Annotated in this window: 20 protein-coding genes; 19 read left to right on the top strand and 1 reads right to left on the bottom strand. The window is 62.6% G+C overall.

The window, feature by feature from the left end:
- Nucleotides 1-608 precede the first annotated feature (608 nt).
- Nucleotides 609-1,241 (bottom strand): methyltransferase domain-containing protein, encoded by a 633-nt coding sequence (locus LAN61_05615; GenBank protein ID MBZ5539983.1) that lies wholly within the window; start codon nt 1,239-1,241, stop codon nt 609-611.
- A 671-nt stretch (nt 1,242-1,912) separates the two neighbouring features.
- Between LAN61_05615 and LAN61_05620 the strand changes: the two genes are divergently transcribed.
- The 19 genes from LAN61_05620 to LAN61_05710 all read left to right on the top strand — a co-directional run bounded on the left by LAN61_05620 (nt 1,913) and on the right by LAN61_05710 (nt 23,138).
- Entirely contained in the window at nt 1,913-5,299 is a 3,387-nt protein-coding gene (locus LAN61_05620) for a TonB-dependent receptor (protein MBZ5539984.1), read from the top strand.
- A 171-nt stretch (nt 5,300-5,470) separates the two neighbouring features.
- Nucleotides 5,471-6,436 (top strand): alcohol dehydrogenase catalytic domain-containing protein, encoded by a 966-nt coding sequence (locus LAN61_05625; GenBank protein ID MBZ5539985.1) that lies wholly within the window; start codon nt 5,471-5,473, stop codon nt 6,434-6,436.
- A 39-nt stretch (nt 6,437-6,475) separates the two neighbouring features.
- Complete coding sequence (locus LAN61_05630) at nt 6,476-6,952, top strand: nuclear transport factor 2 family protein (protein MBZ5539986.1); 477 nt, start codon at nt 6,476-6,478, stop codon at nt 6,950-6,952.
- A 90-nt stretch (nt 6,953-7,042) separates the two neighbouring features.
- Nucleotides 7,043-7,504: a nuclear transport factor 2 family protein gene (locus LAN61_05635; protein MBZ5539987.1), complete on the top strand. Its 462-nt coding sequence runs from the start codon at nt 7,043-7,045 to the stop codon at nt 7,502-7,504.
- A gap of 24 nt (nt 7,505-7,528) precedes the next feature.
- Nucleotides 7,529-8,260, top strand: a complete 732-nt coding sequence (locus LAN61_05640; GenBank protein ID MBZ5539988.1) for an EthD domain-containing protein — start codon at nt 7,529-7,531, stop codon at nt 8,258-8,260.
- Nucleotides 8,261-8,310: 50 nt separating this feature from the next.
- The gene (locus LAN61_05645) at nt 8,311-9,033 is read left to right on the top strand and encodes an EthD domain-containing protein (protein ID MBZ5539989.1); all 723 of its coding nucleotides are present in this window, start codon (nt 8,311-8,313) and stop codon (nt 9,031-9,033) included.
- A 64-nt stretch (nt 9,034-9,097) separates the two neighbouring features.
- Nucleotides 9,098-9,547, top strand: coding sequence for a nuclear transport factor 2 family protein (locus tag LAN61_05650; GenBank protein ID MBZ5539990.1), 450 nt, complete (start codon nt 9,098-9,100; stop codon nt 9,545-9,547).
- A 41-nt stretch (nt 9,548-9,588) separates the two neighbouring features.
- Nucleotides 9,589-10,626 carry a hydrolase gene (locus LAN61_05655; protein ID MBZ5539991.1) on the top strand — a complete coding sequence of 346 codons (1,038 nt, stop codon included), beginning with the start codon at nt 9,589-9,591 and terminating at the stop codon, nt 10,624-10,626.
- Nucleotides 10,607-12,466, top strand: coding sequence for a PQQ-binding-like beta-propeller repeat protein (locus LAN61_05660; protein ID MBZ5539992.1), 1,860 nt, complete (start codon nt 10,607-10,609; stop codon nt 12,464-12,466). Before LAN61_05655 ends, LAN61_05660 begins: the two co-directional genes overlap by 20 nt.
- Nucleotides 12,467-12,504: 38 nt before the next feature.
- The gene (locus LAN61_05665; GenBank protein MBZ5539993.1) at nt 12,505-12,738 is read left to right on the top strand and encodes a biotin attachment protein; all 234 of its coding nucleotides are present in this window, start codon (nt 12,505-12,507) and stop codon (nt 12,736-12,738) included.
- Nucleotides 12,739-12,792: 54 nt separating this feature from the next.
- Nucleotides 12,793-13,554, top strand: a complete 762-nt coding sequence (locus tag LAN61_05670) for an SDR family oxidoreductase (protein MBZ5539994.1) — start codon at nt 12,793-12,795, stop codon at nt 13,552-13,554.
- 29 nt (nt 13,555-13,583) lie between these two features.
- Complete coding sequence (locus tag LAN61_05675; protein MBZ5539995.1) at nt 13,584-14,558, top strand: thiamine pyrophosphate-dependent dehydrogenase E1 component subunit alpha; 975 nt, start codon at nt 13,584-13,586, stop codon at nt 14,556-14,558.
- Between the two features lie 27 nt (nt 14,559-14,585).
- Nucleotides 14,586-15,554 (top strand): alpha-ketoacid dehydrogenase subunit beta, encoded by a 969-nt coding sequence (locus tag LAN61_05680; protein MBZ5539996.1) that lies wholly within the window; start codon nt 14,586-14,588, stop codon nt 15,552-15,554.
- A gap of 62 nt (nt 15,555-15,616) precedes the next feature.
- A complete protein-coding gene (locus LAN61_05685; GenBank protein ID MBZ5539997.1) occupies nt 15,617-16,378 on the top strand; it encodes an SDR family oxidoreductase in 762 nt (253 codons plus the stop codon).
- Nucleotides 16,379-16,566: 188 nt separating this feature from the next.
- Nucleotides 16,567-17,766: a thiolase family protein gene (locus LAN61_05690; protein ID MBZ5539998.1), complete on the top strand. Its 1,200-nt coding sequence runs from the start codon at nt 16,567-16,569 to the stop codon at nt 17,764-17,766.
- A gap of 16 nt (nt 17,767-17,782) precedes the next feature.
- Nucleotides 17,783-18,553: a hypothetical protein gene (locus LAN61_05695; protein ID MBZ5539999.1), complete on the top strand. Its 771-nt coding sequence runs from the start codon at nt 17,783-17,785 to the stop codon at nt 18,551-18,553.
- 38 nt (nt 18,554-18,591) lie between these two features.
- Complete coding sequence (locus LAN61_05700; GenBank protein ID MBZ5540000.1) at nt 18,592-20,544, top strand: hydantoinase/oxoprolinase family protein; 1,953 nt, start codon at nt 18,592-18,594, stop codon at nt 20,542-20,544.
- Nucleotides 20,545-20,553: 9 nt separating this feature from the next.
- Nucleotides 20,554-20,892 carry an acetone carboxylase subunit gamma gene (locus tag LAN61_05705; GenBank protein ID MBZ5540001.1) on the top strand — a complete coding sequence of 113 codons (339 nt, stop codon included), beginning with the start codon at nt 20,554-20,556 and terminating at the stop codon, nt 20,890-20,892.
- Complete coding sequence (locus LAN61_05710; GenBank protein ID MBZ5540002.1) at nt 20,889-23,138, top strand: hydantoinase/oxoprolinase family protein; 2,250 nt, start codon at nt 20,889-20,891, stop codon at nt 23,136-23,138. The genes LAN61_05705 and LAN61_05710 overlap by 4 nt, the downstream gene beginning before the upstream one ends.
- Nucleotides 23,139-23,140: the final 2 nt, after the last annotated feature.

The following is a 23,140-nucleotide window of genomic DNA, read 5'->3' on the forward strand; positions in this document are numbered from 1 at the left end:
GGCCGCGAGAGGGTTGACGCATCGGTGGCGTATTCTCTAGGCCACATCACTGTTCCAGGCGGAGGAAGCTGCTGCCCGCGGTCCTGAAATCTGCGGGAATGATATGCGCTGGAATAACTTGAAACCCGCCGCTAGTTCTGCTGCTTGATTTGGATGGGGACTGTTTCCGATGATCGTGCGGGAAATCATGGTAAGCCCGGTGATCGCTGTTCGCGAGAACTGCCCTCTCGAGGATACCGCCAAGCTCGTGCTGGATCGGCAACATCGGCTGCCTCCCGGTCGTGAACGAGAAGGGCGACCTCTCCGGCATTGTGACAGATTCCGATTTCGTCGCCAAGGAGAAGGAGCTCCCTCGCTCTCGATTTCCCCGCCCGTATCTTAGTTTATCCACTTGCAGGTCGAGGATGAGACCGGCCGCTGCTGCCGGTTGTAAGCCGCGCAAATCTTCAACGCCTGGAAGGAGTCATCTCCCTCCCTAACGTCCTGGAGACCTACAGGAAGTCCGCCGAAGATTGATATCCACAAAGGGGTCCGTCTCCGCAGACGCTCCTGCCAGGTCTCCGGAGAGTTCGCCCTTTGTATTCTTTGATTCAGCCTGGCCCTGGCGGCTAGACTCTTGGGCGCGATAAGCGTCTAGTTCCAGAGGACAACGGTCCTCGACACGCAAAAACGAACGCGGGAGGCAGATTGCGCCAGATGATTTTCCGTTGCACTGAGCTGAAATACCGGTGCAGGACTTGGGCGAGATCGAACCTCCTCACCTGCCCGTTCTTCAGCTGCAAGCGGTGGAAATATTGATATTGGGTGAAGACGCCCGCATCGCCAAGAAGACTCCCGAGCGCACCCAGGAAGGCGCGCCTCTGCCAGTCGGTCATAAGACCCAAGGCCAGCGAGGAGACTACCGCGTCGACACGCTTGTACCCGCGGCGGTGTACCTCCTTCTGCAGCATCTCTGCACTGGCATTGATGACATCCAAGCGCGAGTCATGGACATTTGACTTCAGGTACCGGGAAAAACGGGAATTGATCTCGAAGGCAAGCAGAGTAGCGTCAAATGGAATCAGGTTGAGCAATGCTTGCGTCATAGCCCCGGTGCCGGGGCCTACTTCCACAACAACCCGCGCCTTCTCCAACGGAAGTGGTCCCAGCATGGCCTGAGTGAGGTAACGCGAGCTGGGAGCAACCGCGCCAACGGTGCGAAAGTCAGCCACAGCCTCCATGGCAAAAGTCGTCAGATCCATCTTCGTATGGCCATCCCGCCTGCACTGACCACAATATTGAATCAGCGTGAGTGAGAGTCTACATCACAATCGAGGTTGTGAAATTGGATTTGATGCGGCCTTCCGGGAAGGCACAGTGGCGCGTCCGGGAGGACGCGAACTTCCGACCCTCTGCCGAGTGGCGCTTTCTCCCACGCCGGTCGCTTTCCCCACGCCCGCATAGGCGCTATCGAGTGCAGAAGTTCCGGAGTGCCGCTTTAGGACTAGACCCAATTCGGGCCAACGCAGAGTGATTGAAAAAAGACCCACAAAGTAAAGTCTCCGTTTTGGCAATGGCTCTACCAGACGGTTGTTTTGTGGCGCTAATGTCTGTGTTATCAGCCTGATAGATGTGAACGCCTTTCCCGCCAGCAAAAAATGCTTGACATCATTTATCTTTCGGGTATAAACAGCACCATCCAAACGGTTGTTTGAATATGGAGCAGTGGTTTTTAGACGGGAGTTCCGCCGGTCCTTGGAAGTGGGGGGTACGGTCCTGTTTGGCACGGAAACTTTCCGAACACAGTTGGCTGTTCAGTTCTGCGGTCTTCCCTACAGGTGTACTCACTTGGGCTTTGCTATTGCTCCCTGTCTGGGCGGGGGCCAATTCGATCAGCGTGCAGATTCTTGATGCGTAAGAGGGGGGTATGCAAATGAGATTGAGTAAATCGTTCGCCGCAATGGTCCTTCCGGTTTTTGCGTGCTTCGTGATCCTATGCGGAGCAGCGCCATCTGCCCGAGGGCAGGGTTCCGTCACGACCGGCACGATCAGCGTGGACGTCACGGACCCTAACGGCGCGGCGGTAGCCGGCGCCAGGGTGACGGCAAAAAATCAGGAAACCAGCCAGACGCGCGAAGGCACGACCGACCAGGATGGCCGGGCGGTCTTCTCCCTGCTGAATGTGGGAAGGTACGAGATTACGATTGAGGCCAAAGGGTTCAAGAAGGCCGTGATTCGCGACACCGTGGTGAACGTGGGCTCGGTGATCACGCTGCCGGAGGCTCTGCAGATCGGCGGAGTGACCGAGAGCGTGGAAGTGAGCGCGGAGCAGATCGCGCCGATCGAGACAGAGAAGACGGAAGTGAGCACGGTGATCCAGTCGCAGCAGGTGCGCGAGCTGCCGCTGAACCAGCGGAGCTTCACGGCGCTGGTGACGCAGGAAGCGGGGATCGTATCGCTGACCAACACGTCGGGGAACTCGAACCAGACGCCGACGAGCGTGGCGTTTGCGCAGGGCTCGCAGATCAGCGCGAACGGGCAGGTGTCGCAGTCCATGGCGTACTTGGTGGACGGCGTAAACATCAACAACACGGGATTCGGAGCGCCGGGCACGGCGGCAGGCGGGGACATCCCGGGCGTGGAATCGATCCAGGAATTTCAGATCCTGAGCCACAACTACAGTGCGGCGTACGGCGGGTCGGCGGGAGCGGTGGTCAGCTTCGCGACGCGCAGCGGTGGGAATAATTTCCACGGCAACCTGTATGAATTCCTGCGCAACGACAAACTGGATGCGCTGGCGTTCTTCGATCATCAGGTAATCAACGGACAGCAGATCCCCAAGCCGCCCTTCAAGCGCAACCAGTTCGGAGGCACGATCGGCGGCCCGATCAAGAAGGACAAGACGTTCTTCTTCACGAATTACGAAGCGCTGCGGCAACGGCTGACGACCACGGGTATCGGCAACGTGCCGACAGATTGCGCGCGGAATGGCGGGGTGGGCGGCACCTGCGCGTTCCCGGTTGTGGATGAATTGGGCAATCCGGTAGCCATTTCCCCTGGAGTTCAATCCATCTTGAATATGTATCCGCATGCCAACGGGACAGACTTCGGGAACGGTATCGCGCAGTATATTTTCGCCAATGCACAGCCGGTGCGGCAGGATTTCGGACTGATCCGCTTTGACCATGCCATCAGCAACAAGGATAACTTCATGGGCCGGTACTCGGTGACCGACGCGGAAGGCTCGAATGTGTACTTCCTGCCGAGCTATTCGTTCGCCAAGTACAACCGGCTGCAGAGCCTGATTTTGAAATGGACGCGGACGATCACCAACAACCTGACGAACACGGCGAGCTTCGGATTTGTGCGCTCGCTGACGCAAGCGGTGGTGACGCCGACCTCGCCGCTGGATCCCAACGCGTACACGGGGAATCCGGCAAGAGAAGTGGTGGGGACGATTTCCGTAGGCTCCGCCACATCGGGAAATACGAGCGGGTCGGTCTCGACGATTGGCTTGGATAACTGGGGGCCATTCCGGGGGGCCAATAACACGTTCCCGATCAACGACGACCTGATCTATACGCACGGGAAGCACACGGTGCGGGTGGGTGGCGAAATCGTGCCGCACCAGTGGAATTGGGATAAGGGCAATCTGATCGGCGGTGGCTGGACGTTTAACTCACTGAACGATCTGCTCGCCGGAAATCCAGCGGTGCTGATTATCCGCGTGGATGGGGCCAACCCGCACTGGAAGTTCCGGACCAAGCAGTTCGCCTGGTATGCAGAAGATACCTGGAGAGCGAAATCCAACGTGACGGTTACGGTGGGATTGCGGCACGAATTCCAGGCGCCGGTTCTTTCGGAAACGCACGGGCGGCTTGGGAATACGAGTTCACGCACATCCGCGGACGTCGTCGCGGGAGCGCCGTACCACAACTACTCGCTGAAGCAGTTCCAGCCACGCATCGGGATCTCCTGGGATCCGTTCAAGGACGGGAAGACGGTGGTGCGGACGGGCTTCGGTCTGTTCAACGACTTCATCCCGCTGGAAGCGGTGGCGGGCGAGCTAAGCTACAACGACCCGAACCCCACGCTGAACGCATTTTTCGGGGCGCCGATTGCTCCGGGATATCTTCCGGAGATCCCGTTCCCGAATTGCGTGACGTTGACCTTTAACTGCACCGCGGCTACGGGCTACCCGGGGTTGTTGGTTGGCGTGCTGGAGCCGGTGCGCGCACCGACCTCGGCGCAGTGGAACCTGGGAGTGGAACGGCAGCTGCCCGGAGGAGTGAAGGTAGGCCTGACGTATACGGGCTCGTCCACGTGGAACATCATGCGCGGTGTCGAAGGCAATTCCAGCCTGCCATGCAGCGTGGATGCCAATGGCAATCCGTACTTCGGCCCGACGGTTGGGGCGTGCGGGACGGCGGCCCCGGCAATTCTCAGCAAGGCATTTACGCTCTATGCCGTCGTGTTTGACGCGCATTCGTTCTACCATGCGGGGACGCTAAGCCTGAGCCGTACCTTCGGCAAGTCGTTGGGGTTCAATACCAGCCTGACGTGGGCCAAGGCGATCTCCGAATCCGACACCAACAACAGCGGCGCCATCCTGCTGGGGAACGCGTCGCACAGTGAAGACCCGCTCAATCGGCACGTGGACCGCTCGGAATCGCTGATCAGTTTCCGCCGCCGGTTTACCGGGAACATGGTCTATTCGCTGCCGTTCGGAAGTGGCCAACGGTACCTGAAGGATGCGCACGGCATCACGCAGGGGATCTTCGGCGGGTGGCAGTTCAATATGTTGGCGGAAGTGCGTGATGGCGCGCCCTTCTCCGTCCTGGCTGGCTTTGGGATCACCAATGTGGGTGACGCCCTGACCTACCCGGACCGGCCAAACCAGTTGAGGCCGAATCCGGTGATCGGGGATCCAAATATGTATTTCGATCCGAAAGCCTATGCCCTGCAGGCCCCGGGCTACCTTGGCACGGCAACCCGCAACTCGGTTGTCGGCCCCGGATTCATGCAGTGGGATATGAGCTTCGGGAAGAAATTCCAGATCGGCGAGCGGTCGAGCCTGCAGTTCCGCGCGGAGATCTTCAACTTCCTGAACCACCCGAACTTCGGGCTGCCCGCTAACCAGCTCTATGTACCTACGCCGCAGTTCGCGTCGTTGCCGACGCAGGCACAGTTGGATGCGCTGCCGTGTGTGTTGACGGCTGTGCAGTCGCTGACCACGTCGTGCAACCCGCAGGCGGGGCTGATCACCGCGACCGTGGGCATCCCGCGGCAGATCCAGTTTGGTCTGAAGTACACCTTCTAGTTTGCCCCCGGAGCGGGGGGAGGAGAAACACCCGGCCTCCTCCCGCTTCACCCCTAATTTCCGGGCACCCACAGGAGACGGACTTGCATGAAGGCAGCCCGGTGGCATGGTCGGCGAGACATCCGCATTGAAGAGGTTTCTTCCCGTGATCCGGGTCCGCAGGAAGTACGCGTGCGCGTGGACCTTGCGGGCATCTGCGCCACGGACCTGCACGAATACACGCACGGCCCCCAGTTTATTGCCACAAAACCGCATCCGCTGACGGGGCGGTGTGCGCCGGTGACCATGGGTCACGAATTCACCGGAAGCATTGTTGACGCCGGGTCCGCGGTAAAGCATCTGCGCGCGGGGGACCGCATCGTGGCGGAAGCCAGCCTGTCCTGCGGGGTCTGCTCCCACTGCCTGAAAGGCGAATACATTCTGTGCCGGCAGGCGGCGTACCTGGGGTTTGCCTGGGACGGCGCGTTTGCGGACACCTGCACGCTGCCGGCGGCGGTGTGCCACAAGGTTCCGGACAAGCTAACGGGCGAAGACGCGGTGATGATCGAACCACTCGCTTCGGCGATGCATGCGGTTCGGCGCGGGCGGATCCTGGCCGGAGAGACGGTGGCCATCGTGGGGACCGGCACGATCGGGCTGTGCACGCTGCTCTGCGCTCGGGCGGCGGGGGCCAGCCGGGTGTTCACCGTGGAGCGCATTGCGCAGAAGAGGAAACTGGCGCTGGAATTGGGCGCGGAGATGGCGCTGGACCCGGCCGATGGCGACGTGGCGCTGAAGATCGCGGAAGCCACGGGAGGTGGGGTGGACCTCAGCTTCGAATGCGTGGGGTCGAGCCGGACGGTAGACCTGGCGGTGCGCGCGGCGCGGGTGCATGGACGCACGGTGGTGGTCGGCGTGTCGGTGGAAGCGCAGCCATTCAGCTTTCTGGAGATGTTGCTGCACGAACGGGAGATTATCGGCACGGCGGGCTATTTCGGGGAATTCGAAATGTGTATGGTGTTGGTGGCTGACGGGCGGATCAACGCCAAGCCGCTGATCTCCGCGATAATCGGCATCGATGAGATCGTGCCGCGCGGGTTCGAGCCCTTTGCGGCTGTGGACAATACCAACGTGAAAATCGTGGTCCGTCCGCGGTAACCGGCCGTGAACAGCAAGCTGACCCAGAAGAGGGACACGATGGATCTTCAGGAGCTCCAAGCCCGGGTTTGCGCGCAGGAAGACCGCGAAGCGATTCGCGAAACGATCGCGCGGATGAACTGGCTCTCCGACGCGGGGGACGCCGTGGGGCACGCGGCGCTCTACACGGAAGACGTGGCGTACGATGTGGGCGCGTTCGGCGTCTTTCGCGGCCGGGAGGAGTTGCGCAAGTTTTTCGAGCAGGTGTATGCGAGCTTCCGTCTGCGGGAGCACCGCACGTCGAACCTGGTGATTGAGCTGCGCGGCGACAAGGCTAGCGTACGCTGCTACTGGCAGGCGCATCTCATCTTCCAGTCCCGGGCGCTGATCAGCTCCGGAAAGTATGAGGATGAGTGGGTGAATCTGAACGGGCGCTGGCTGTGCGCGGCGCGCAAGGCGCCGATCGCCTACCTCTCGCCGCTGGAAGAAGGATGGGCGCGCACGCCGTTTCTGGATTTAAGCAAGGAGATGGGCTGAGCGGGAAGGGTTGCCGCGGCAGGAGCGGGGCAGGCAGGCAGAAAAACGGTCCGGAAAGCCAGTTTCCGCCAGACTAGGAAGCGAGCAGCGATGAAGAGGCATCCCAAGAAGACGCGCGGAAAGAAAGCTCGGGCAGGTGCGCAGCTGAGCAAGACGGATCACGCCAAGGTAGCCGCGGTGCTCGATGAATTTGCGCGGGGCTGGCGGGAGGCGGACGCGGCGGTGCTGGAGTCCACGTGGATGCAGGACGATCGGACGATCTCCTATCAGGCTTCCGAGCAGCCCGCGCCGATCTATGGAATGGCCGCGCTGCGCAAGTACTACCGGGAAGCGCTGGGGATGTATCCGATCACGAGCATGGAGATTCGCAATGTGCGGATCGTGCCGGTCGGGACGGCGGCGTACTCCACCTGCGACATCGACATCGGATTTGTGGTGAACGGGAAGGAATATGTGGTGCATCCGCGGGCGACGTTTGTGCTGCGCAAGCGGGGCAGTCGCTGGTTTGTGGTGCACTACCACGAATCCATCAAGTATGAAGTGCCGGGATGAGCGCCGGCACGCGGGAGATGGAAAATGATCAAACTTGTTTATTGCTTGCGGCGACTGAAAACATTGTCGCTGCGGGAATTTCAGGAGCACTGGATCGAGGCGCACGCGCGGTTCGGGAGGCAGTTGCCGGGCTTGCGGCGCTACGTGCAATACCACGTCCTCGGGAATGACCCCATCCGGGAAGCGATGGCCCAGGCCGGGGTGAGCAAGGTCGAACCGTTTGACGGCATCGCCATCGCCTGGTGGGACAGCATGGAGAGCATGCGCCAGCTGCTGGAAGGCAACCCGATCGTGAAGGCCGCGCTCGAGGATGAGAAGCACTTTATCGATCATGCGCGGTCGCTAGCCTGCGTCACGGAAGAACATGTGGTGGTCGAACCGCACGCGCATACGCCGGTTGTGCTGATTGAATGCCTGCAGCGGCGCGCGGACATCACGCGGGAAAAGTTCCGCGAACACTGGCGGCACCACCAGCATATCGGGCGGCGGGCCCACGAGATGGGCCTGCTGATGGGTTACATCCAGAACGATACGCTGCTCGGGGATGCGGGGCGCGTGGCCGAACTGGGCACCGGGCAGGAACCCTTCGACGGAGTCGTGACCGCTTATTTTCACAGTGTGGCGGCATTCAAAGCGCTGGTGGCCTCGCCCCTGGCGTCGCAGGAATCGTACGAGGACGAGAAGAAGTTCATTGATCACAGCCGTTCGGTGGACATGCTGACGCGGCGGCATGTGATCCGGGACGTAGAGAGGTAACAGAGCGGGAGCGAAGAGAAACTCCAGTTTTTCAAAAAGGACAAAGCAAGATGATTAAAGTTGTTTCCTGCTTGCACCGCTTGCCGTCTCTCTCCCGGGAGGAGTTCCAGGCGCATTTCATCGAGCGTTATGCGCAGCTGCTGCTGGAGATTCCCGTGCTGCGCGCCTACGTGCAGTACCACACCGCGGGCACGAACCCGATGTCCCGCCCCAAGGTGGGAGCGGCAGAACCGTTTGACGGTTTCGAAGTGTTCTACTGGGACAGCCTGGATGCCTTGCGGGAAGTGGCGGCGGGGGATGAAAACTACATTGCGGCGAAGCGGGACCAGAAACTGTTTATGGATGCGCAGCGCTCATTCACCGCGTATGTCGCGGAGAAGGTGATCGTGGAGCTGGAGCCGCCGGCGGAGATGGCGCTGGTGGAATGTCACATGCACCGGGCGGGACAGACGCGGGCGGATTTTCATGCCTCGTGGCTGAGCGTACACGGGGATTTCGGGCGAAAAATATACAAGACCGGACTGATGCCCGGATATCTGCAGAACCAGATCGTGGATCTGGATCCGGCGATTGCGGCGTCGCTGGGCTTTGATCAGAAGACGTTCGACGGAGTGGGATTTGCGTATTATCACAGCGTGGCGCAGTTAATTGCGTGCGCGTCACTGCCGATCGTGGCCAGGGACGCCTTCCAGGCCGAGGATCAATTTACGGATCAGAAGAAGCTAGGAAGCGTGCTGGCGCGGCGGCATGTGCTGCGTTCATGCACGCGTTGAACCGGGGCAGCGCGGGTGCGCGCGCTGCGCGGCGTACACGAACAGCAGTCAGGAGAGAATTGCCATGAGTGTTTCATCCGCCGCAGAGTATGAAGCCTGGAAAGCGCAGACCGAGGAGAGCCGGCGCGTGGTGCAAATGTCGATCGACGCGCTGAATCGTGGAGACGCTGTCGTATTCCTCGGCAGCTTTTCCGATGATCTGCATTTCGAAATGCCGGGGTACACGCCGGTCTCGGGGAAAACGAAGGGGTTGCAGGACTTTACGGAGCTGGTGACGAAAGTGGCCGGGTACCTGAGTGTGCTGATCACGATCCGGGCGACTTTTTTTCTGGCGGCCGGAGAGTGGGTGGTGACGCGTGCGGACGGGCACGGGGTGACGAAGCACAGGAAGAACTACGACAACCATTACTGCCATCTCTGGCGGGTGCGCAACGGGAAGATCGTGGAGTTCGTGGAGTACAACGATACGCAGTTGATCATGGACGTGCTCTGTGCAAAGGAAAACCGCGCCTAGGCCGGCGCGGACGGCTGTGTGATCGCCGGGGAGGAGCCAGCATGATTCCGCAATATAACGCCATCGGACTGCAGGTACGCCAGTTCTGCGATGTACAACAGAACCTGAAGCATTTGTCGAACTGCATCGACATGGCCTACACGCTGGCGTCACAGGAATTGCCGGTGCGGCTGATCTGCCTGCCGGAATCCGCGATACAGGGCTTCCCGGTGGACAAACCGCCGATCACGGAGATTTCCGGGCCGGAGACGGAGTTTTTCGCGGCCAAGGCCAAGGCGCTGAACGCGTACATCATCGGCGAGCTGCTGTTTGTGAAGATACCGGGGATACCGGAAGACCGGCTGTTCAACTGTCTGTTCATCGTCAGCCCCGAAGGGAAGATGATCTACCGGCGGGCGAAGCTGCAGCTGGAGCGGATCGAGGCGCAGTGGACGTCAGTGCCGCACGACGTGTGGGACGCCTGGGTGAAGGCGTACGGCGACGACTTGAACTCGTTCTATCCGGTAGTGGACACGGCGATCGGAAAGATCGGGTGCTGCGTCTGCATGGAGCGCGGGTATCCGGAGATCGCGCGGGGGCTGGCGATGAACGGCGCGGAGATCCTGTATCTCTCCACGTATCACGAGCCGTTTGTGGGGAACGGGGTATATGAGGCGGTGACGCGAACGCGGGCGTTTGAAAATACCTGCTACGTGATCTCGCCGAACTCGGGACCGTACAAATTTCCGCATTTCGATGCGCCGTTCGATATTTGCGGCGGCGTGAATCTCATCGTGGACTACAAGGGAATGGTGATCGGGCGGCACGAAACGACCGATGATTCCTTCGTGTGCGCGACGATCAACGTGGAAGCGCTGCGCGAATACCGGCAGAACAATCTGGGCATCGGGAACTTCGTGAAGGACCTGCGGACAGAGCAGTTCCGGCTGATCTACGACAAACCCATCTACCCGATGAACACGCGCATGGGCGGCAAGATGCCGGATGCGGCGGCGCTGTACGAGAAAGAAAGCGAAATTCTGCGCGAGAACATACGGAAACTGCAGAAGGAAGGAGTCTATGTTCCTCCATCGCGCTGACCGTTTTCGTGCCGGCACATGGGCCGGAATTGCGGTGCTGCTTCTCGGAGCTGCCGGTATTTTTGGGCAGGAGCATCCGGGAATGGCCTCCGGCGCGGCAAAGGCGGACGGCGGAGGACTGTTCGAAGGCCGCTGCCTAATTTGCCACGGTCCGGCGGGCCGGGCGACGCATCGGGAGGCGCTGGCCAAGCTGGGCGCCGAAGCCATTTATCAGTCGATCAGCACCGGAGTGATGAAGGAGCAGGCTGCCGGATTGACGGAGGAAGAGCGCCGGGCAATCGCGGAATTCCTGGCGGGTGCGGAGAAGACGGTTGCTGCGCCGCCGGTCCCGGCGTGCGCGGGTGCCGTGCCGGAGTTTCCGGGAAGCGGGCCAGGGGCTGCGTGGAAAGGCTGGTCGCCGGATGAGGAGAATACGCGGTTCCAGAACGCAAAGGTGGCGGGTCTGACGGCAGAGGAGGTGAAGCGGCTGGAGCTGCGCTGGGCGCTAGTCATTCCGAACGCGTCGACGCTGGCCAATCAAGTGACCGTGACGGGCGATTGGTTGTTCCTGGCGGCACAGGACGGCACCATTTACGCGCTGGATCCGCGGACAGGTTGCGCGCGCTGGACCTACAAGGCCGGCACAGGGGTGCGCACCGCGGTGCGAATCGAAGGCAGCCTGGTGTTCTTCGGGGATTTCGAGGCGAACGTTTACGCCGTGGATGGCCGGACGGGCGCCTTGCGCTGGAAGCAAAAGGTGGAAGAGCACGTGAACGCACGGATTACGGGCGCGCCGACGGCGCACGGCGGACTGCTATACGTGCCGGTCTCTTCGCTGGAAGAGGGCGTGGCAGCGGATCCGGCGTATGTCTGTTGCACGTTCCGGGGAAGCATCGTCGCGCTGGAGCTGGCCACGGGGAAACAGGTCTGGAAGACGTACAGCATTGCCAAGCCGGCGGCGAAGCAGGGAGTGAACGCGTGCGGCGTGGAGTGGCGAGGGCCCTCCGGCGCGGCGATCTGGTCGGCACCGACGGTGGATGAAAAGCGCGGCGTGCTCTACGCCGTGACGGGCAACAACTATTCGAATCCGGACAGCCAGACCGCGGATGCGATTCTGGCTCTCGATCTGCGCACGGGCGCGATCCGTTGGCACCGCGCCCTGCGTCCGAGCGACGTGTGGAACGCCGCGTGTCTCGGTAAGAAAAGCGCTAATTGTCCGGAGAACGAAGGACCCGATTTTGATTTCGGATCTTCGCCCGTGCTGGTGCACAGGCCCGGCGGGCGCGACATGGTTCTCGCCGGGCAAAAATCCGGAGTGCTCTACGCGCTCGATCCGCAGCGGCGCGGTGAACTGCTGTGGGAGCGGCGGCTGGGCAAGGGCGGCTCGGTGGGCGGTATCCTGTGGGGATTTGCAGCGGACGGGGAGCGCGCCTACGTCGCCATTTCGGATCAGGATGTTGGCAGCTATGAGGCCGACGGGGCGCTCAACGCCGTGGACCTTGGCACAGGGAAACTGCTGTGGCGGACGCCGAACCCGCCGGAGACGTGCAAGGATCGCCCGAGGGGCTGTTCGATCGCCATGGCCGCACCGGTCACGGTGATGCCCGGCGTGGTCTTCGTAGGGTCGCTCGACGGGCACTTGCGTGCTTATGATGCGGGTTCCGGAGGCGTCTTGTGGGATTTCGACGTGGTGCAGGATTTCACGGGCTTGAATGGGATTGTGGGGCGTGGCGGGTCGGTGGATGCCGCGGGTGTGACGCTGGCTAATGGATTTGTGTATCAGACCGCGGGTTATGCTGCGTACGGTTTGGGCATGGCGGGGAATGTATTTCTGGCTTTTGCCCCGGCCGCGCCGAAATAAGAGGTCCCTGCGCGGGACTTTAGGAACGAGGAGACCGGATGGCCGTTGAACTTACGATGCCCAAGTTTGGACTAACGATGGCGGAAGGCACGATTGTCCGCTGGCTGAAGAACGAGGGAGACGCGGTGCAGGCGGACGAAGTGGTGGTGGAGATCGAGACGGAGAAGATTACCGTAGAGATCCCTGCGCCGGCCAGCGGTCGGCTGCAGAAGATACTGACGCCCGCGGGTACGGTTGTGCCGGTGGGCGGCGCGATGGCGATCATCGGATAGGACGAATAGATTGTTGCGGAATTCCAGAGGATGGAGTTTCCCGGGAGAGCGGAGATGAAGCGACTCGAAGGAAAGACAGCAATCGTTACCGGAGGCGGGCAGGGCATCGGGCGGGCCATAGCACGGAAATTCGCGTCGCACGGCGCCGTGGTGTGGGTTCCCGATTACTTCAAGGAACGAGCGGAAGCCACGGCGGCGCTGATTCAGGCCGAGGGCGGCAAAGCCTATGCCGATCAGTGCGACGTGACCGACGAGGCCAGCGTGCAAGCCATGATCGGGCGGGCCGTGGGCATGATGGGCCGGCTCGACGTTCTGGTGAACAACGCGGGCGTGGAGCTGCTGAAATCCATCGAAGAGATTACCGTGGCGGAATGGGACCGGGTGATGGCCGTGAACGTCCGCGGGGTATTCCTGTGCTGCAAACACGCCCTGCCCTACTTCAAGAAGGCCGGGAAGGGCAACATCATCAATATGGGCTCTTCCGCGGGCTACATCGGGGCCCCGTTTCAGACGGTATATTGCGCTTCGAAGGGGGCCGTGCACCAGTTCACGAAGGCGCTGGCGCTGGAATGCGGAGCGGCGGGCGTGAAGGTGAATGCGATTGCACCGGGCGGGGTGAATACGGCGATGCTCGAATATCTGGACGCGGAGTTCCGGAAGAAGGGCATCGAGGTGAAAAGTTTCATCCAGAATCAGTTCGGAGGAATGCAGCAGCCGGAGGACATCGCCGATATGGCCGTCTTTCTGGCGTCGGATGAGTCCCGCGTGGTACACGGCGCGGCGCTTCTGATTGACGGCGGCCTGACGGCCAGCTGAAGAAAACTGCAGAGGACCGGAGGAGAGCCATGGACGCAAATTTCCGTAAGTTGCTTCTCGAACGGATGATGACGATCCGCGCGTTCGAAGACACGATCGGCAAGCTTTTTTACAAGGGGCAGATTCCCGGATTCATCCATCTCTCGATCGGGCAGGAAGGAACCTCGGTGGGCTCCTGTGCGGCGCTGCGAGATACGGACTACATCGGGACGACGCACCGCGGGCACGGGCACATCATCGCCAAGGGAGTGGACCTGAACCGGATGATGGCCGAGCTGTTTGGGCGGCTGGACGGGTTCAACCGCGGGAAGGGCGGGTCGATGCACGTCTTCGACAAATCGAAGGGCGTGCTGGGGGCCAACGGCATCGTGGGCGGCGGGATCCCCATCGTCACGGGCGGTGCATTGTCGGCGAAGCTGGAGGGGAAGGACCGTGTGGCGATGTGCTTTTTCGGCGACGGCGCGAGCAACGAGGGAACGTTCCATGAAGCGCTGAACCTCGCCGCGGTCTGGAAGCTGCCGGTGGTATATGTGTGCGAGAACAACCAGTACGGGGAATTCACGCCGCTGAAGGAAGCGACGGCGGTGGCGAAGATCTCGCAGCGCGCGGCAGCCTACGACATTTCCGGCGTGACGGTGGACGGCAACGACGTGGAGGTCGTCTATCAGGCGGCGTCGGAAGCCGTGGCGCGCGCGCGGCGCGGGGAAGGGCCCACGCTTCTGGAGTGCATGACCTACCGGTGGCACGGCCACTTTCACGGCGAAGAGGCGCTGCTGGGTACCCGCAAGTACCGCGAGACGGAGGAGATCGAGCGCTGGAAGAAGCTCTGCCCGATCGCGCGGTACAAGACCAAGCTGGAGAAGGAGAAGGTGCTCACGGCGGAGCAGATAGCGGCGCTGGAAAAGATCACCACGGACAAGGTGAACGCCGCGGTGGAGTTTGCGCAGAAGAGCCCGATGCCGACGGGCGAGAACGCACTGGAAGATCTGTTCGCGGAGGCATAAGCCCCGGAGGGAGCCAAGGAGAAAATCATGCGAGAGATTACTTACATACAAGCGGTCAATGAGGCCCTTCGCGAAGAAATGGAGCGGGATGCCACCGTTTTCGTGATGGGTGAAGACGTGCAGCTTTCGGCTTTCGGCTCGACGTCCGGGCTGGTGGAGAAGTTCGGAGCAGCTCGCGTGCGCAATACGCCGATCAGCGAGGCGGGGTTTGTGGGCGCGGGAGTAGGAGCGGCGCTGACGGGGTTCCGGCCAGTGGTGGAAATCCAGATTGCGTCGTTCTTCTGGGTGGCCATGGATCAGGTGTGCAACGAGGCCTCCAAGATCCGCTATATGTCCGGCGGGCAGGCCAAGTTGCCGCTGACGATTCGCTCGCTCTACGGGGTGATCGGTTCGGGCGCGGCGCAGCACTCGGAGACATTGTACTCGTCGTTTTTGAACGTGCCGGGACTGAAGATCGCGGTTCCGACGACGCCGTACGACGTGAAAGGGATGTTGAAATCGGCGATTCGCGACAACAACCCGGTGCTGGTCTTCGAACATATGCGGCTGGGAGGGAAGAAGGGGCCGGTTCCAGAAGGCGAGTATCTGGTGCCGCTCGGGAAGGCGGCCGTGGTGCGGGAAGGGAAGGATGTGAGCATCATAGCAATCGGGTGGATGGTGGACCTGGCGCTGGAAGCGGCGAAGAAGCTCGAAGGCGAGGGCGTCTCCGCGGAAGTGATTGATGTGCGGTGTCTGGCTCCGCTGGACCGCGAGACGATTCTGGGTTCGGTCCACAAGACCGGGCGGCTGGTGATGGTGGACGAAGCGCATAAAACCGGCAGCGCGGGCAGTGAAATCGCCGCCATCGTCGCAGAAGAGGCGTTTTCCTCGTTGCGCGCGGCGATCCGGCGCGTGGCCAGCCACGATGTGCCGATCCCTTTCGCGCCGACGATGGAAAACTTCGTCATTCCCAGTGCAGAGAAGATTTACGCGGCCGTCAAGCAGGTGCTGGCCTAGAGTCCTGCGGCGGATGGGGCCTGGCGGCAGGCCCCATCCGCGAGTCTGGAGATCGTGAAGCGATGATTCGGCTGGACGGGAAAGTTGCGATGATCACCGGCGCTGGATCGGGCATCGGGCAGGGCGTGGCCGTGCTGTTCGCCCGCGCCGGCGCGGATCTGGCGCTTCTCGATCTCCGCGAGGAAGGCCTCGCGGAAACGGAACGGCGCCTGGATGGCAGTGCCCGCCAGCGGCTGCCGCTGCAGACGGACCTCGCGGACACGGCAGCGGCGCGAGCGGCCGTGTCCCGGGCGGTCGAAGAGTACGGGCGAATCGACATCCTGGTGAATTGCGCGGGGATCGCGGTGGTCAAGCCGTTCCTTGAAGTTTCCGAGGACGAGTATGACCGGGTCATGCGCACGAATATCCGCGGGATGTACTTTCTCTCGCAGGCAGTGGCGCGGGCCATGGTGGAAGCCGGGACGTGCGGACGGATCGTGCACATCGGTTCGACTGCGGGCGAATCGCCATTCCCCCAGGCCTCGGTCTATGCGGTGAGCAAGGGTGGGGTGCGGCAGCTGACACGCGCAATGTCCATCGAACTGGCGGGGCATGGTATCACCGTGAACTGCATCGCGCCGGGCCATTGCGATACGCCGCTGTCGCGGAGCCACATCCCGAGCGAGGAAGTTCGCCGGCAGATGATTGCCGGGATTCCCGTGGGGCGCATGGGTCAGCCCGCGGATGTCGCCTGGCTAGCGCTGTATCTGGCCAGCGATCAGGCTTCTTTCGCGAACGGGGAGATTTTCATTCTGGACGGCGGGAATCTGGCGGTCGGCCGCTGAGGTGCCGGGATGCTGCGAACCTTTCCGGAGAGTCGGCTGCTTGATTCTGTTTGGACTTTCGTGAATGGACATGCGGTTTAGCAGATAAATGTGCGCGGTAGACCAAAGAAGTATATTGCGTTGAAGCAGGCTTTGCAGACAGGGGCTACAGGATGTCATCCCTTCCATCGCCAAACGCGAAGGACATAGTGCTGGTTGCTGGCGTGCGCACGCCGTTCTCCAAGCTGGGCGGGGCCTTGCGAAGCGTCCCCAGCGTGACGCTGGGCAGCCATGCGATCCGGCGGCTGCTGGCGCGCACGGCACTGCCGGGGTCTTCGGTGAACGAGGTGTACTACGGGGTGACGCTGCCAGCGGAGGTGGCGCTCGAGGGCCCCACGTCCGGCCGGCAGGCGATGCTGCGCGCAGGCTTGCCGGATACCACGCTCTCGCTGACGATCGATCGCGGTTGCTGCTCGTCGATGACCGCGGTGCATCTGGCCACGCGCAGCCTGCGTTCCCTGGAGGCGCAGTGGGTGATTGCGGCGGGGGCGGAGAACATGGGTCGCGCGGCGTTCCTGGCGCCTCCCGGTCTGCGCTTCGGCCATAAGAGCGGGCCTATCACCTTCAAGGATCCGTTGTATCGGCTCGGCGCGGATATCGGGAGCAAGCCCGTGGCCGTGGATACGGGTGAAGTCGCGCTGGAATGGGGCGTGAGTCGCGAGATGCAGGACGAGTGGGCGGCCGGCTCGCATCGCAAGTATTTCGAAGCCAAAGCCCGGGGCTTCTATGCCGACCACGTCGAGCCGGTCTCGTTTCCGGAGTTCAAGGCGAGTCTCGATCACGATGAATTGGCGCGACGGGAAACGACGGCGGCATCGTTGGCCGAACTAAAGACGGTCTACGACAGCCCCACGATAACCGCTGGGAACGCGCCGGGGCTGGATACGGGAGCGACCGCGCTGCTGCTGAGCACGCGCGATGCGGCGTTGCAGCAGGGCCTGAAACCTCTGGCCACGATTGTGGGACTCGCGAGCATCGCCTGTGCGCCGCGGGAGATCGCCGTGGCACCCGGTCCCGCCATCTGCAAAGTGACGGCGCAGCTCGGCTGGCAACCTGAGGGCCTGGATGCGCTGGAAGTGAACGAGGCGTTTGCCGCGGTACCGTTGGTCACGGCGCGGCATCTGGCGCAGGGCGACAAGAAAATCGAGCAGGCCATCCTGGAGCGCATAAATCCGAACGGCGGGGCGGTGGCCATGGGACATCCCACGGGCGCTAGCGGCGCGCGGCTGGTGCTGCAGCTGGCGCTGGAGTTGCGCGCGCGCGGCGGCGGGCGTGGCGTGGCCTCGATCTGCGGAGCGTTGGGGCAGGCGGACGCAGTCGCGCTGGTGGTTCATTCGGAAGGAGCCTGAGCGGGATCTGTGGACGATGGCGTGCGCGCTGCCACAATTCGTGCCCATCCTGACCTCGTACGCAGTCCGCGTCAGCGGACGGGAGTTGGAACCGCTGCTGGGTTCCAGCGCGGGACTCGCGCGGGCGCTTCTAGACACGCAGAAGGTGGTCGGCCACGACGGAGTGCTGTGCCTGTTTCACCCGCCGGTGCTGGTGGAGGCATGCATTGAATCTGCCTCTGGGCCGCTACGGCTGCGCGCGGCGGACGACGTGCCGCGCTCCGGGAAGATGGCGGTGGTACTGGAGGCAGTGCGCGCGCTGCGCCGGCAGATGCCGCCGAGCATCTCGGTCTTCGCTACCTTCGCGGGTCCGAGGCTGCTGCTTTCCGAGTTGGCCAAGCGGGAGAATGGCGGTGACGCAGTGGATGCGGACTACGCCGGCGACGTGTTTCTGAGCTCGGTGCGGGCGGCCTTCGATGCGGAGGCGCACGGCATAGCGGTGATGGAGAAGCGCATGCCGGAGATTCCACCGGAGCTCTCGGCTCTGTACCGAAGCGCAAATAAGCTGGCGGAGTTCTACGACGGCACACAGATGGTGTTTCATCTACCGGGGACAGAAAAAGCGGCGGCGACCGCGGCGCACTGCACGTTTTTTCTGGAATCCGGCGGAGATGCCTGCCGTGCGGTGCAGGGCACTGGCCCCACGGAAGGAAAGACGCCGGTGACGACGGCGGGGGATGTGCCCGCGGATACGCCGCTAGAGCAGCTCAAGGATTTGCGCGAGAAAGTGCTGCACAACAGCAGGTGAAGGATGGAAGCCAAACAAGCGGGCCTTGCGGAGCGAGCATGAACACCATTGATGTGGACACGGGCGGAACATTCACGGACGGAGTTTTTCGCTTCGAGGGCACGGTGGTAACCACGAAAGTGGACACGACGCCCCACAATCCCGTGCAGTGTTTTGTGGACTGCATCGAATCGGGCGCGGGGCTGATGGGCAAGGACATACAGGATCTGCTGCAGGCCACCGACCTGATCCGCTATTCGACCACGGCAGCGACCAATGCCATCATCCAGCGCAAGGGGGCGCGCATCGGGCTGCTGGTCACGGCGGGGGCGGAAGAGGGGCTGTACTTCGAAGGGCAGGGCGGCTCGCCGATCTGGCCGCTGGTGGAGAAGACGCTAGTGCGCGGGGTGCGCGAGACGGTGGACGGTTCCGGAACGCTGCGCACGGAGCTGGATGCGGACAGCTTCCGCAGCGCGGCCGAGGAGCTTCTGGACAACGGAGCGCGGCTGCTGGTGATCGCCTTCCGCAACGCCGCGCTGAATCCGGCCAACGAACGGCGCGCGCACGAACTTTTTCGCAAGTGGTTTCCGAGCCATTACCTGGGGACGCCGTTTCTGCTGCTGTCGCACGAAGTGAGTTCGCGCTCGGGCGATGCGGAGCGGCTGAACAGCGCGGTAATCTCCGGCTACCTGCACCGGCAGCTGGTGGTGTATCTCTACAAGTGCGACGACGCGGTGCGCAGCCGCGGGTACCGGCATCCGCTGCTGGTGGTGCACTCGAGCGGCGGGCTGGCGCGGGTGGCCAAGACCAAAGCGCTGAATACCTACAACTCGGGGCCGACTGCGGGCGTTTTCGGGGCGTCGCGCATCGCCCAACGCTATGCGTTTCCGCACGTGGTGACCATGGACATGGGCGGAACGAGCACGGACGTGGCGTTCATCGAGAGCGGCACGGTCCGGCTTTCCTTCGACGTCCAGATCGAAGGGATTCCGGTGAACCTGCCGATGATCGATGTGCTGGGGCTGGGCGGGGGCGGCGGGTCGCTGGCGCGCATCGAGAACGGCAAGCTGCTCGTGGGGCCGGACAGCGCGGGTGCGGTTCCGGGGCCGGCGTGTTATGACCTAGGGAACGAGCGGCCCACGGTCACCGATGCGGATCTCGCGCTGGGGCTGATTGACGCGGGGAATTTTCTGGGGGGCCGGCGGCGGGTCAATCCCGAGCGCGCGCGGCAGGCGCTACAGAGTGCGCTGGCAGGTCCGCTGGGCGTGAGCGTGGACGAAGCGGCGCTGCGCGTGCGGCAGGTGCTGGCGGGAACGCTGGCGGAAGAAATCCGCGAGGAAGCCAAGAGCCGGAAGTATCCGCTTGCGGAGGCGGTGCTGTTCGCTTACGGAGGTGCGGGGCCGCTGCATGCCATGGATATCGCCTCGGCGCTGGGCATCCGCACGTTCTACATGTTCCCGGAAAGCCCGGTGTTCAGCGCGGCGGGCTCTTCCACGATGAACGTCGAGCACCTGTATGAGAGCCGGGTGCGGGCACATTCCGGGCGCAGCTTTACGCAGGTGCTGGAGGAGACGGTCCGCGGGCTGAGGCTCCGCGCGCAGCGGGACATTCGCGGCGAAGGATTCAATCCGGAACAGGCCACGGTGCGCGCGGTGGTGGAAACCATGCAGGGCAAGATCATTCCCCTGAATGGGAGCGGGGGCGGGCCTGAACTCGGCGGGCTGCAAGACGCCATTGTGAGGCTGACGGTCACACTGCCGCGCTCCGAGCGGGAGGAGGCGATCGCGCCGGTACAGGGGTCCGGCGGAGGACACACGGGCTCCGGGCAGCGGGATATCGCGTGGGCCGACGGACGAAAGATGACGCCGGTCGTTTCGCTGAGGGCCATGGAGGCGGGGAAGAAGCGGCAAGGGCCACTGACCATCGAGACCGGAGAAACGACGTGCGTGGTGCCGGCGGGATGGAGCGCGGAGAAAGATGCGTACGGCGCGATACGCGTGCAGCGGGATTGAGGCCCAACCATGAGCCAGAGAGTCATCACCGAATACCTGGCGATCGACCTGGAGAAAGAGCGCTGGATGTGCCGGCGTTGCCAGCGCGACCTGGGCAGCGCCCGGGAGAACTACAAGCTGGGGCTGGTCTTTCGCCAGCGCGATCCCGGGGAAGTGCACTCTTCCGGGTTGGGTGAAGTGCGCTACACGCCGGACCCGCAGTGGTGCCGGCTGGTGGAGATGTTCTGCCCCGGATGCGCGACGCTGATCGAAGTCGAATACCTGCCGCCCGGCCATCCCATCACGTACGACATTGAAATCGATATTGACGTGCTGAAAGCGGCGGAGCAGGCCCGGAGCAAGCGATGAGCATGCGGAAGACAGACTCCGGCGCCACAATCAGTATCGACGTCGGCGGAACCTTCACAGACTGTTATGTCACCTGCGGCGGACGTGTTTCCTGGGGTAAAGCCGCGACGACCCCCGATGACCTCTCGCGCGGCTTCCTCAACGCACTTCTGGATGCCTGCAAGCTTCTGGGCATCGGGGTTGGCTCGATGCTCACTGCCACCGATATCCTGCGCTATTCCACGACCGTGGCCCTCAACGCACTTCTGCAACGCAGTGGCCCGCGGCTCGGGCTGATCACCACGCGCGGACATGAAGATATGCTCTTTATCGGCAATGGCCGCGCCTGGGGCGATGGCCTGCCCATCGCGGAGCAGCGGAAAGTCGCGCAAGCGCGCATGCCGGAAGGATTGGTCGAACGCGATATGGTGGTGGGGCTTCGCGAGCGCGTGGACTCGTTCGGCAAGATCATCCGTCCATTGGATGAGAACGACGTGCTGGAAGCACTGCAATATCTGGTCGACCGCGGCGTGCAGGGCATTGTGGTTGTTCTTCTCTGGAGCTCGGCCAATCCCGATCACGAACGCAAGGTACGCGAGATCATCCGCGAGGAGTACCCTGACGTTTACCTCGGAAACATTCCGGTGCTGCTCTCGAGCGATATTGTCCCCAAGTGGCGCGAATACACCCGGGCCACGACCTCTCTTCTGACTGGCTTCCTGCATACCGAGCTCACCAACCAACTGCTTGGCATTGGCGATCGCCTGCGGGATGGCGGTTACAAAAAACCGTTGCAGATGGTGCAGAACACGGGCGGCGTGGCCAAGCTCTCGCGCACCCGCGTGGTGGATACCTACCAATCGGGTCCTGTGGCGGGCGTCATGGGCGGCGCCTACCGCTGCCGCTCGCTAGGCATTGAAAGTGCCGTCTGCACGGATATGGGCGGCACGAGCTTCGATCTCGGCCTGATCGTTCGCGGCCAGCCGCGCTTTTATTCCGTGCGCCCGGTGATTGACCGCTGGGCGGTGGATCTGCCGCTCCTCGAGGTGAAGTCCATCGGTGCGGGCGGGGGTTCCATCGCCTGGCTCAATACGGCATTCGGCAACCGCCTGGAGGTCGGTCCGCAGAGCGCCGGTTCGATGCCCGGTCCAGCCTGCTACGGCATGGGCGGCACGCGTCCTACGGTGACCGATGCCGACGTGGTGCTGGGCTACGTCCCTCCGGACAATTTTCTCGGCGGTCGCATGAAACTGGAGCCGGAGCGCTCCACGGAAGCCATTCGTCGGCACATCGCCAAGCCCGCCGGCATTTCCGTGGAGCAAGCGGCGTACTCGATCAAGCGTGTGGTGGACGGGAAGATGGGCATGGAGATTTTCAAGGAAGTGGTGCTGAAGGGGTTCGACCCGCGGGAATTCGCGCTGTTTGCCTACGGTGGAGCGGGACCAACGCACTGCTGCGGGTACGCGGAAGCGCTGGGTATCCGGAGGATCCTGCTGTTTTCGGAGTCCTCGGTGTTCTGCGCATATGGGGCTTCGACGCTGGACGTGACGCACGTGTACGAGCGGGCCCGACCGATGCCGCTCTACGATCCAATGTCCCGGGCATACTTGAGCGATCTGGAAGCGTTTAACCGGACGGTGGAGGAACTGGAGAGCGACCTGCGGCGCGACATGCAGGCCGAAGGACTGGATCTCTCCGGGATGAAGATGTCGCTGGAACTGGAGTTGCGCTACGGCTCTTCGCCGGTCACGCAGAGGATCCACTGCAAGGAGTTGCGGCTGCGGGACCAGGAGAGCGCGCGCGAGCTCTACCAGGAGTTCCGCGAGCACCTGTTGGGGCTCAGCCTGGGGATCGACCTTCCGGAAGCGCTGGTGCGCATCGAAACCTTCGTGCTGCACGGAAGCATCCCGACGCCGGGGCGTGCTGCCGTTGCGCGCGACGCGACGCCGGCGAAGCGGCGCAGGCAGCAGCCTCCGCCGGTCGGGCACCGCGAGGCGATCTGGGATGCCACACTGCAACGAGTGAAAACTCCGGTATTTGCGGTGGGAGGATTGTCGGAAGGCGACGTTCTCACCGGCCCGGCAATCGGCGAGGCCCGCGACACGACTTACGTCGTACCGCCCGGCTGGGAGATGCAAATCCTGAAGGACGAAGTCTGCGAGATGACACCGCTCGCCGGCGGGAAGCCATTGGCGTCCGTAGGATCTGCGAAACGCGCCGCCGGGAAGAGCAAGTCAGCCAAAACGACCGGGAAGAGGGGGCGTTAGCC

This window comes from Terriglobia bacterium (genome assembly GCA_020072785.1).
Classification (GTDB): Bacteria; Acidobacteriota; Terriglobia; order Acidiferrales; family UBA7541; genus Acidiferrum.

Excerpts from the sequence above, each read along its gene's own strand:
- LAN61_05620 (MBZ5539984.1), top strand. The coding sequence starts at position 1,913 with ATGAGATTGAGTAAATCGTTCGCCGCAATGGTCCTTCCGGTTTTTGCG.
- LAN61_05710 (MBZ5540002.1), top strand. The coding sequence starts at position 20,889 with ATGAGCATGCGGAAGACAGACTCCGGCGCCACAATCAGTATCGACGTC.
- LAN61_05670 (MBZ5539994.1), top strand. The coding sequence starts at position 12,793 with ATGAAGCGACTCGAAGGAAAGACAGCAATCGTTACCGGAGGCGGGCAG.
- LAN61_05635 (MBZ5539987.1), top strand. The coding sequence starts at position 7,043 with ATGAAGAGGCATCCCAAGAAGACGCGCGGAAAGAAAGCTCGGGCAGGT.
- LAN61_05655 (MBZ5539991.1), top strand. The coding sequence starts at position 9,589 with ATGATTCCGCAATATAACGCCATCGGACTGCAGGTACGCCAGTTCTGC.
- LAN61_05675 (MBZ5539995.1), top strand. The coding sequence starts at position 13,584 with ATGGACGCAAATTTCCGTAAGTTGCTTCTCGAACGGATGATGACGATC.
- LAN61_05700 (MBZ5540000.1), top strand. The coding sequence starts at position 18,592 with ATGAACACCATTGATGTGGACACGGGCGGAACATTCACGGACGGAGTT.
- LAN61_05665 (MBZ5539993.1), top strand. The coding sequence starts at position 12,505 with ATGGCCGTTGAACTTACGATGCCCAAGTTTGGACTAACGATGGCGGAA.
- LAN61_05680 (MBZ5539996.1), top strand. The coding sequence starts at position 14,586 with ATGCGAGAGATTACTTACATACAAGCGGTCAATGAGGCCCTTCGCGAA.
- LAN61_05615 (MBZ5539983.1), bottom strand. The coding sequence starts at position 1,241 with ATGGATCTGACGACTTTTGCCATGGAGGCTGTGGCTGACTTTCGCACC.
- LAN61_05685 (MBZ5539997.1), top strand. The coding sequence starts at position 15,617 with ATGATTCGGCTGGACGGGAAAGTTGCGATGATCACCGGCGCTGGATCG.
- LAN61_05650 (MBZ5539990.1), top strand. The coding sequence starts at position 9,098 with ATGAGTGTTTCATCCGCCGCAGAGTATGAAGCCTGGAAAGCGCAGACC.
- LAN61_05630 (MBZ5539986.1), top strand. The coding sequence starts at position 6,476 with ATGGATCTTCAGGAGCTCCAAGCCCGGGTTTGCGCGCAGGAAGACCGC.
- LAN61_05660 (MBZ5539992.1), top strand. The coding sequence starts at position 10,607 with ATGTTCCTCCATCGCGCTGACCGTTTTCGTGCCGGCACATGGGCCGGA.
- LAN61_05695 (MBZ5539999.1), top strand. The coding sequence starts at position 17,783 with ATGGCGTGCGCGCTGCCACAATTCGTGCCCATCCTGACCTCGTACGCA.
- LAN61_05705 (MBZ5540001.1), top strand. The coding sequence starts at position 20,554 with ATGAGCCAGAGAGTCATCACCGAATACCTGGCGATCGACCTGGAGAAA.
- LAN61_05645 (MBZ5539989.1), top strand. The coding sequence starts at position 8,311 with ATGATTAAAGTTGTTTCCTGCTTGCACCGCTTGCCGTCTCTCTCCCGG.
- LAN61_05640 (MBZ5539988.1), top strand. The coding sequence starts at position 7,529 with ATGATCAAACTTGTTTATTGCTTGCGGCGACTGAAAACATTGTCGCTG.